A 9,710-nucleotide genomic window follows, 5' to 3' on the forward strand; every position below is an offset into this window, starting at 1 on the left:
CAGGGCATTTTTTATAGGGTCAGACAAGAGGGTCAGACTCTTTTGTGATATAGTGTATTAAGTCAGAGACCTATTTGCGTTGCCCTGAATCTACAGTGATTCGGGGCTTTTTTAATGCAGGGAAAGGATAGATCAATGGATAGAAAATACATGAAACGTGCGCTGGAACTGGCTGAGAAAGGGCGGGGGTTCACTTCTCCCAATCCAATGGTCGGTGCTGTGATCGTTAAAAATGGTCAGATCATCGGTGAAGGCTATCATGAAAGATTTGGTGAAGCCCATGCAGAGGTCAACGCAATCGATTCAGCCACAGAACCGGTGGAGGGGGGGACGATATATGTCACCCTTGAACCGTGTTCTCATTACGGAAAGACACCTCCCTGTTCCGATCTGATCATCGACAGGAAACTGAAAAAAGTCGTGGTCGCAGCCATGGATCCTAACCCGCTTGTTTCCGGCAGGGGGCTCGACCGCCTGAGAAAAGCAGGGATCGAGGTCGTTGAAGGTGTGCTGGAAGCAGAGAGCAATAAGCTGAACGAGGTGTTCAATAAATTCATCACGACCCAGACCCCTTTTGTCCTGATGAAGTATGCGATGTCCCTGGATGGCAAGATCGCAACACAAACAGGGGATTCGAAGTGGATCTCTTCAGAAAAATCCAGAGAACATGCGCATCACCTGAGAGGCTATTTATCAGGCATCATGGTAGGCATCGGTACGGTATTGAAAGACGATCCTCAGCTCACCTGCCGGGTGCCGGGCTACCCGAACCCGGTGCGCATCCTACTGGATAGTCAGTTACGTGTCCCGCTTGATTCCAAAATCTTGAAAGATCAAGATGAAGCCCAGACGCTGATCCTTACAACAGAACATGCACCGCTGAGCATGCGGCGGGAGATAGAAAAACTGGGTGTGGAAGTTCTGACCGTTCCTGAACGGGATGAAAAAGTGGATTTGAAAGCAGCACGTTCTGAACTTGGAAAAAAAGGAATAGATAGTATCCTGCTTGAAGGTGGCGGCACCTTGAATGCAGCGGCTTTAGAAGCGGGGATCGTGGATAAAGTCACTATCTATATCGCACCGAAAATCATCGGGGGTGCAGAAGCCATATCACCAGTCATGGGACGTGGAGTGGAAACGATCAAAGACGCCTATGGTCTTTCAGACTTGCAGGTGACAAAATTAAACGAAGATATATTTGTAGAAGGCTATTTACGGGAGGAAAACTGAATGTTTACAGGTATCGTAGAAGAGATCGGAGAATTGAAAAGAGTTAAGAAAGGTGCTAAATCAAGCGAACTGACGATCAAAGCTGATAAAGTCCTTGAGGATACTAAAATCGGTGACAGCATCATGACCAGCGGAATCTGTCTGACGGTCACCAGCATGACGGACACTGAGTTTACTGTCGATGTGATGTCGGAAACGCTGGACCGGACCTCTTTGGGTGATATGTCCAGCGGCAGTAAAATCAATCTGGAACGGGCACTTAATTTGCAGACCCGTTTGGGCGGACATATGGTCAGCGGTCATATCGACGGAACGGGCATCATTACTGATTTCAAAAAGGATGACAATGCGGTATGGATCACGGTCAAGGCAGGCCCGGAGCTTTTGCGCTACATTATTGAAAAAGGATCGATAGCCATTGACGGCATCAGCCTGACTGTCGCAGCTGTCTCTGATAACGACTTCAAAGTTTCCATCATTCCGCACACGGCTGAAGAAACGACACTCCTTAAGCATGCTGTTGGCGATAAGGTGAATCTGGAAGTCGATCTGATCGGAAAGTATGTGGAAAAACTTCTGGGGCTGTCTTCCCAAAAAGAGGTCCAGAAATCAGCACTGACTGAAGCATTTTTAAAAAATAACGGGTTTTAATAAAAGATAGGAGCAAAGAGATGTTTGATAAAATCGAAGACCTGCTGGAAGATTTGAAGCAGGGGAAAAACGTCATCATCGTTGACGATGAAGACAGAGAAAACGAAGGAGACTTTGTGTGTGCCGCTGAATTTGCGACACCTGAAAACGTGAATTTTATGGCGAAATACGCCCGCGGACTGATCTGTATGCCGATGACTAAAGAGTATACAAAAAAACTGGGTCTGCCGCAGATGAGTTCATTGAACACGGATGAACATACCACAGCCTTCACGATTTCGATCGATCATGCAGACACAACAACGGGTATCTCAGCGGGTGAACGTTCGCTTACTGCCATGAAAACGGTCGAAGAAGGTGCCACACCGAACGATTTCAAGCGCCCGGGGCATATGTTTCCGCTGGAAGCAGTGGAAGGCGGCGTGCTGGCAAGAAACGGTCACACAGAAGCCACCGTCGACTTGATGCGTTTGTCTGGACTTAAACCCGTTGGCTTGTGCTGCGAGATCATGAATGACGATGGATCGATGGCCAGACGGGATGATCTGCTTAAGATTGCAGAAGAACACGACCTGAAAATCGGGACGATCACAGATCTGATCGAATACAGAAAAGCCAACGAAGAGCTTATCGTACGAGAATCAAAGGCCAAGCTTCCAACGAAATATGGTGACTTTGACATTTATGCTTATGAACATAAATTCACAGGGGAGCATCATGTTGCTTTGGTCAAAGGGGATGTTTCCGATGGCGAACCAGTCTTGACCCGTATACATTCCGAATGCCTGACGGGCGATGTCTTTGGTTCGAAAAAATGTGACTGCGGGGAACAGCTGGAAACAGCTCTAGAAAAAATCGCTGAAGAAGGTCGCGGTGTCCTCGTCTATATGCGTCAGGAAGGGCGCGGTATCGGTCTGGTCAATAAAATCAAGGCGTATGCCCTTCAGGATCAGGGACACGATACGATCGAAGCCAACCTGCTGCTTGGACTGCCTGTGGATGCAAGAGAATATTATGAATGCAAGCAGATTTTTGACGACCTGGGTGTCAGTCGCTTGAACCTGATGACGAACAACCCGATCAAAATTTCCACGCTTGATAAGTACGGACTGAAAATCGAGAACCGGATCCCGATCCAGACGACAATAACCGATGAAGACAGAGATTATCTTGCAACAAAGAAAAATAAAATGGGTCACTATTTAGATTTATAAAAATTATATTCTGGAAGGAATGGATGAAAAATGAATACGATCCAAGGACAATTAGTAGGGACAGATTTGAAAATAGGGATCGTTGTTGGACGATTCAACGACTTTATCGGTTCCAGACTGCTTGATGGCGCAACGGGTACATTGGTAAGACACGGCGTTGAGGAGTCTGACATAGATGTGGCATGGGTCCCTGGGGCTTACGAGATCCCGCTGGTGGCTAAAAAAATGGCAGCATCCCGAAAATACGATGCAATCATCACTTTAGGAGCCGTCATCAGAGGCGCAACGACACATTATGATTATGTCTGTTCGGAAGTGGCTAAAGGGGTTTCTGCTGCTTCAGATGCAACGGGTGTTCCTGTGATGTTTGGCGTCCTGACGACTGAGAATATCGAACAGGCCATTGAACGTGCCGGCACGAAAGCAGGAAACAAAGGAGTAGATATGGCTGTTGGCGCTATAGAAATGGCTAACTTGCTGAAGAAGCTGTCGTAATGAAGGACTTCAGCAACGTCAAGACCATCATTTTCGATTATGACGGTACGCTGCACGACAGCGGCCGGATATACATTCCGGCCTTCAAACGCGCCTATGCGTATCTTGTTGAAAATGAGCAAGCTCCTGAAAAAGTTTTCCAGGATAAGGAGATCACGCGCTGGCTGGGTTACAGTAAAACAGAAATGTGGGAGCTGTTTATGCCGGATTTAGTGGATGCCCATAAAACGGAGGCTTCGCGTCTGATCGGAGAGACGATGGTCGATAAGATAAGCAGGAAAGAAGCCCATTTATATCCAGCTGCGTTAGAAACACTGGCGTATCTGAAAGAAAAATATACATTGGTTTTCCTGAGTAACTGTTCCATCGATTATATGGAGTCTCATGCGGATATGTTCAACTTGAGAAACTACTTTACCGATATGTACTGTACTGAAATGTATGGATTTAGTAAGTCGAAGAAGGAAATCGTGGCGGACTTCAAGCACAACTATCCGTCTGAGTATGTGATTGTTGGAGACAGACATCAGGATCTTGAAGTAGGCGAAATGGATGAGACCTATGCGATCGGTTGTACTTACGGCTTCGGTCAGAAAGAAGAGCTGGAAAAGGCAGATATGAGCATAAACGATATCAGCGAACTGAAAAATATTTTATAATAAAAAGGTAGTGACAGACTCTGTTTCAGTCTGTCACTACCTTTTTCACTCTACGCCTTAACACATTCTGCGTCTCATGAGATATTAAAGAAGGTTAATTAAAACCGTTATGATTATCACTTTCAGACCGACAGCCTGTTATCGACCGGATTTTCTTTTGTTCAATTAAAAATATGAAGCGTAACAGTATTGAAGTTGAACACATAGTCGAGCATTGAACAGGCAGTGTTTTCAGGCCATTACAGTAGAATAAATAGGGAAGCTCCACCAGCGACCCCTGTCAGAAAGCCTTCTAAACTTCCACTTTTTTCAGAAGGGAGTTCACTTTTAATTACATTTAAGACCATCGAACCGGTAATGAATGCTTCCAAAACACCAACAATATACTCCGGAAAGCTGATCCATGTCCCGAATAGATAACCCAACACTATACTGATGGATAAAACAAAACGCCCATATTTATCATATATATATTTATGGTGAAGTCTTAAATGCCAGTCATTTGCAATAAAATGTAAACCAAATGCTATAAAAAAGACAAACATCGATGAAACCCATCTCGACTGATAAGTGACCAGAATACCGATGATGAAATTATATAAAAAGAAAAAACCGAGGTGAGCCCAGAATAATCCTGATTCGACAGATTCCTTTCGTTCACTATCGATATGCGACACTAGACGATAAATGGAGAAAAAGATGATGAGCCCGCCTAATGCAGTTAAATATAAAGCATGATGCAGCAAACTACCTTGTAGCCATTGAACCTCCTTGGAAAATAATTGCTGAGATTCAGCAATTTGTGGCCATAGATGAATAAAAACGTAAGCCACACCTATTCCTGCTGAAAGAGAAAGAAAACGCTGCCGATGATTTTTTGGTAAAGATAGATACTTTGAGAAAAAATGAATCAAAGAAAAACTTAACATTAACATAAAAGAGGAAGTCATATATCTCGTGTCACGATTCCGGACACTGCTCTCCTTTCTGTAGAGTATAGATTTATCAATAGTGTACGTCATTAAAGGATAAAAGAAAAATGATAGCTTTTAAGATTGACCCAGGAGGTGTCTGTTTTTATCAGACAGGCGTTGAATTCTTGGGAATGTCAGCATGGCTTTTGATTGCGTTTAATTATCAATGGAGCTAGAAGATGGGACACTTTTAAATTGATTGAATAACAATAAATATCTTCAGATGGATCGCTGGAATAAATAGACTTGGTCAGAAGAAATTTTGTCTAGCAGGTTGGGTAATGTATGCGTTTTGTTCAGAGGAGGGATTCTATTAGAATACATAAAGGATTTAAGTTAAACTGTAGATAACAAGTGAATGAAGGAGGCATAAAAATGAATGGAAAAAAATTAACAAAATCGTCTACTGACCGTGTGATCGCAGGTGTCTGTGGAGGGATCGCAGAATTCTTTGGTATTTCATCTCTGGCGGTAAGGATCTTATTCATCATTCTTCCGTCCAATCTGCTGCTTTATATCATTCTTGCTGTGATCATGCCGGAAGAGTAGCGTTAAGGATAACAGTGTAAAAAAGCTCTTTAAAGACCGTATGCTCGGTCCTTAAAGAGCTTTTTGCTGTCGTCTTGCTTTGTTTATCCGCCGTAAATGTCTCCATCAGGTTTAGATAAATTGCTGATCGTGTGCATTTCATTGTCTGAGAGTTCAAAATCAAAGAGATGCAGGTTCTCTTTTTGATGACTGGAGGAACTGGAACATGGGATTGGCATGAAACCGGACTGGACCTGCCAGCGCAGGATCGTTTGTCCGATCGATTTGTTGTAGTTCTCAGCGATGGATTTGATCGTCTGGTTATCCAGCAGATCATCGGCCATTCGGTTGCCCAGAGGACTCCAGGACTGTGTCTGAATAGCGTGTGCATTGTTTCCATCGATAAGTTTGTCCTGAATATAGTAAGGGTGCGTCTGAATCTGATTGATGACCGGGACGATACCCGTTTCTGCTTTTAATCGGTCAAGATGTTCAGGATGGAAGTTTGAGACACCGATGGAACGAATCAGTCCGAATTTTTGTGCATCGATCAGGGCCTGCCAGGCTTCGACGTACTTATCCTGTTCAGGATCCGGCCAGTGAATGAGGTAGAGATCGTAATAGTCAAGGCCTGCACGGTAAAGTGATTCCTGAATGGCAGGAATCGCTAGATCATACTGATGATATTTTTCCGGCAGTTTTGAAGAAATCAGGATCTCCGAACGGTTCAGTCCACTTTCTTTCACAGCTTTACCTACCGTTGCTTCATTTTCATAACTGTAAGCTGTATCGATAAAACGGTAACCATTTTGCAGAGCCTGTTTGATAGATGAAACACCTTTAGCACCTTTTAGTTTATCGGTCCCGAAACCGACGACCGGTACAGTCAAGCCGTCACTTAATGTATAGGTTGGTATGGTATTCGTCATGATTTACCTTCTTTCCCTTATAATACATTCAGTTTACCTTAAAATGTAAACGGGAACAATTCCATTGAACTAGGGACACTTTTATAAAATAAAGACCAGCGCAAGGGTCATAAGAATCAGTGAAATGATGATACTGACTGAAGCAAGAAAACTAGATAATGAACGTTCCGTTCCGTACGTGATGATATTTATCGTTGCTACTGTTCCGATCGGTGCCAGAGCCAAAAGTACAAGGGACAGGCGTACGATATCGGGTAAAGGCAGGAAGAAGTAGAACACAAGCGCTAAGCCGATACCTAAAGTATAGCGCGTAAGCAGCAGCTTCACCACTTTTTGTAATGACTCTAAATCGATTTGTATATCTAGGTACAGACCCACCATAAACATCGCGAGAAAGGCATTACCACTGGAGAACAACTGGAAGACTGAAAGAACGTTTTCGGGTAAGACCACACCTGTGAGTGCCAGTGAGAACATGATTATGTAGGTGGTGAATGAAGGGGATCGGAATAACCCAATGAAGGTTCTGAATAAATTGTTGTTCGATCTTTGTTGATGGGTCAGTTTATCTACGATCAGAGGGGTACCGCCGAATATCATTAATGCGTTACCCATATCGAAACTTCCGATATAAGGAATCGCGGCGGGGAAAAAGCCCTGAACGAATGGAATGGTAAAATTCCCGATGTTATATCCGGCCTGACTGAACATCATGAGCGATTGATCTGGTGCATCTTTTTTCCGCCATATAAAACCACCGATCATGACCAGGCCGATATTGGAAAGCAAACCTAGAGATATCATGATAAATAAGATGGGTTCCACAGTTACCGCATTAAAGCCGACCACGATCGTTGCAGGCAGGGTCAAGTTTAAAATGATTTTCTGCAAGACGATTCCATCAGTGGCTTTTAATATTTTTATTTTTTTAAATAAATACGCAACCATAATGATAAGCAGAAACTGCAGGGATTGAAGAAGGACAATTAACACAATTTTCACACCTCTCTAAACATAATATAGTATAACATGTTTCAATTTGAAACAGAGAAGTTTTTAAAGAATGATCAGGTTATGGTATAGTGGTTTTTTATGATGCAATAAACAAAATAATAAATATAATATTTAAATGCATCAAACGGTGACATTAAAATACCATTTTAAAAGAGGATTTTCTATTTATTTTTCGGGACTGCTTCATTATACTTTTAAAAAAGGGGAGATGAAAATGAAAGAAAAAACAAAAGATTCGAGAGAAACAAAAAGGTGGCAGGTGCTGCTGGGCGGAGTACTGATGCAGCTCTGTATTGGCGGTATCTATACATGGAGCCTATTCAATCAGCCGCTCGTCGATACATATGGCTGGGCCAGGACTGAAGTCTATACAGCCTACTCGCTGATCGTGTTTATTTTTGCACTAGTGACCATTTACTCCGGGCGTCTTCAGGATAAGATCGGACCGAGAAAAGTAGGTACTATCGGTATCATATTTTTCAGTATAGGTTTGATCGTGGCTTCGATGGCTCGAACACTTCCGGTCCTTTATTTGGGATATAGTGTACTGGGCGGGATCGGTGTCGGGATGGTTTACGTCTGTCCGTTGTCGACATCATTGAAATGGTATCCAAAGAAAAAAGGGATGGTCACGGGAATCATCGTTGGGGCCTTTGGTCTTGGCGGATTTGTATTTAATTTTGTGCTCAGTTATTTGATTCAGGAAATAGGTGTGTCTCAAACTTTTCTAGTACAGGGACTGGTTTATGCGGTCGTTGGTCTGACGGGTGCACAGATGCTGAAGGTACCCAAAAAATCAGATAGCACCCAGCACGTTCTGGTGAACGAAAATGATTTTCAGCCGAAACAGATGATGAAAACGAAAACTTTTTATCTCTTATGGGTCATTTACTTTATCGGAAGTCTAAGTGGACTAGTCGTTATCGGTTTAGCACAGGATATAGCCCGGGAAGTCGTGGGGCTTTCACCTCAGATAGCCGGCTATTCGATCGCCGTTGCCGCAGTCGCGAACGCGCTTGGACGAATAGGATGGGGCGCATTGTCGGATATTTTTGGACGTCTCCGGGTATTCAGCCTGCTGTTCGTCATTACGGCCTTATCCATGCTGACTTTAAGTTTGTGGACAAATCAGGCTTACTTGTATTTCATCATACTGGTTCTGATCGTCAGTAGCTTTGGCGGCTTTCTTGCAACCTTTCCGGCGATCACCAGCGATTACTTTGGCTCATATTATTTTGGGTCGAACTACGGATTGATCTACCAGGCGTATGGTGTAGCTTCTCTGGCAGGACCACTTTTACTCGGTCTGACAAGTCAGGATACCCAAGCCTTTCTGATCGCAAGTATTCTTTCGCTGGTTGGATTAGTACTGACGCTTTTCGTCAGACCACCCAAAACGGCTTATTAAGAATATGAATGTTTTATCGATAATCATGTATTATAGTGAGAAGAGACTGGATTTCCAGTCTCTTTTTTGTTTTAAACATGCAAAAGAGGAGACGGGTTATTCTGTTCAAACGCTTTCATTTATGCTATACTGAAAATGAAAATAGGTGGAAGGAAGAGAAAGGAGAATGCGTCATGTTATTCACAGAAGTTTCGGATGAACATGCAAAAGACAAGCATCCGGCAGAGATACTGGCGATCGTGACCGGTATCGATAAAAAGGTTATAATGGAAGGTGTAAATGAACACGGTTATCAGAACGTTCTGGATGAGCCATCCTTACTTGATATTTCAGAAGAAGATCAGAAACGTATTATAGAAGCGCGTAAAATGGGTTATCTTGACGCGACTCTTTTATAAAGACTAAATTGAAAGCTACTCTTCTTTTAGAGTAGCTTTTTCCTTTCTTATAATGGCGTATTAGGAGTGGTGAAATCCCAAAGGCAGCTGAGTACGTTCAATGAAGACTGCATTAGCAGTAGCGAAATCCAAAAGGTCGGTGAGTACGTCCAATGAAGACTGCATTGGGAGTGGTGAAATCCCAAAGGTCGATGAGTACGTCCAATGAAG

Annotated in this window: 11 protein-coding genes; 8 read left to right on the forward strand and 3 right to left on the reverse strand. The window is 43.3% G+C overall.

Features of this window, described 5'->3' with window-relative positions; translation table 11 throughout:
• Window positions 1-135: 135 nt before the first annotated feature.
• From ribD to BMX84_RS09380, 5 genes are read left to right on the forward strand one after another with little or no spacing between them, the layout of a single operon-like run.
• Window positions 136-1,230 (forward strand): bifunctional diaminohydroxyphosphoribosylaminopyrimidine deaminase/5-amino-6-(5-phosphoribosylamino)uracil reductase RibD, encoded by a 1,095-nt coding sequence (ribD, locus tag BMX84_RS09360; protein ID WP_091489164.1) that lies wholly within the window; start codon window positions 136-138, stop codon window positions 1,228-1,230.
• The gene (locus BMX84_RS09365; protein ID WP_091489166.1) at window positions 1,231-1,881 is read left to right on the forward strand and encodes a riboflavin synthase; all 651 of its coding nucleotides are present in this window, start codon (window positions 1,231-1,233) and stop codon (window positions 1,879-1,881) included.
• Between the two features lie 20 nt (window positions 1,882-1,901).
• On the forward strand, window positions 1,902-3,095 hold the full coding sequence (locus BMX84_RS09370; RefSeq protein ID WP_091489168.1) for a bifunctional 3,4-dihydroxy-2-butanone-4-phosphate synthase/GTP cyclohydrolase II: 1,194 nt from the start codon (window positions 1,902-1,904) through the stop codon (window positions 3,093-3,095).
• Window positions 3,096-3,125: 30 nt separating this feature from the next.
• Window positions 3,126-3,590: a 6,7-dimethyl-8-ribityllumazine synthase gene (gene ribH, locus BMX84_RS09375; protein ID WP_091489170.1), complete on the forward strand. Its 465-nt coding sequence runs from the start codon at window positions 3,126-3,128 to the stop codon at window positions 3,588-3,590.
• Entirely contained in the window at window positions 3,590-4,249 is a 660-nt protein-coding gene (locus tag BMX84_RS09380) for an HAD family hydrolase (RefSeq protein WP_091489172.1), read from the forward strand. Before ribH ends, BMX84_RS09380 begins: the two co-directional genes overlap by 1 nt.
• Window positions 4,250-4,488: 239 nt before the next feature.
• Here BMX84_RS09380 and BMX84_RS09385 read toward each other — a convergent pair whose 3' ends face one another.
• The gene (locus tag BMX84_RS09385) at window positions 4,489-5,184 is read right to left on the reverse strand and encodes a hypothetical protein (protein WP_177165529.1); all 696 of its coding nucleotides are present in this window, start codon (window positions 5,182-5,184) and stop codon (window positions 4,489-4,491) included.
• Window positions 5,185-5,598: 414 nt separating this feature from the next.
• Between BMX84_RS09385 and BMX84_RS09390 the strand changes: the two genes are divergently transcribed.
• Window positions 5,599-5,772, forward strand: a complete 174-nt coding sequence (locus BMX84_RS09390; RefSeq protein ID WP_091489176.1) for a PspC domain-containing protein — start codon at window positions 5,599-5,601, stop codon at window positions 5,770-5,772.
• 83 nt (window positions 5,773-5,855) lie between these two features.
• On the opposite strand, the gene BMX84_RS09395 is transcribed toward BMX84_RS09390, so the two are convergent.
• Window positions 5,856-6,680, reverse strand: a complete 825-nt coding sequence (locus BMX84_RS09395; RefSeq protein ID WP_091489178.1) for an aldo/keto reductase — start codon at window positions 6,678-6,680, stop codon at window positions 5,856-5,858.
• Between the two features lie 81 nt (window positions 6,681-6,761).
• Window positions 6,762-7,673, reverse strand: a complete 912-nt coding sequence (locus BMX84_RS09400; RefSeq protein WP_091489180.1) for an AEC family transporter — start codon at window positions 7,671-7,673, stop codon at window positions 6,762-6,764.
• Between the two features lie 235 nt (window positions 7,674-7,908).
• On the opposite strand from BMX84_RS09400, the gene BMX84_RS09405 reads away from it, so the two are divergent.
• Together BMX84_RS09405 and BMX84_RS09410 are read left to right on the forward strand one after the other, a co-directional pair.
• Window positions 7,909-9,102, forward strand: a complete 1,194-nt coding sequence (locus tag BMX84_RS09405) for an L-lactate MFS transporter (RefSeq protein WP_177165530.1) — start codon at window positions 7,909-7,911, stop codon at window positions 9,100-9,102.
• Window positions 9,103-9,275: 173 nt separating this feature from the next.
• On the forward strand, window positions 9,276-9,500 hold the full coding sequence (locus BMX84_RS09410) for a hypothetical protein (RefSeq protein WP_091489183.1): 225 nt from the start codon (window positions 9,276-9,278) through the stop codon (window positions 9,498-9,500).
• The last annotated feature ends 210 nt before the right edge of the window (window positions 9,501-9,710 follow it).

It is taken from the genome of Alkalibacterium putridalgicola (genome assembly GCF_900109825.1).
Classification (GTDB): domain Bacteria; phylum Bacillota; class Bacilli; order Lactobacillales; family Carnobacteriaceae_A; genus Alkalibacterium; species Alkalibacterium putridalgicola.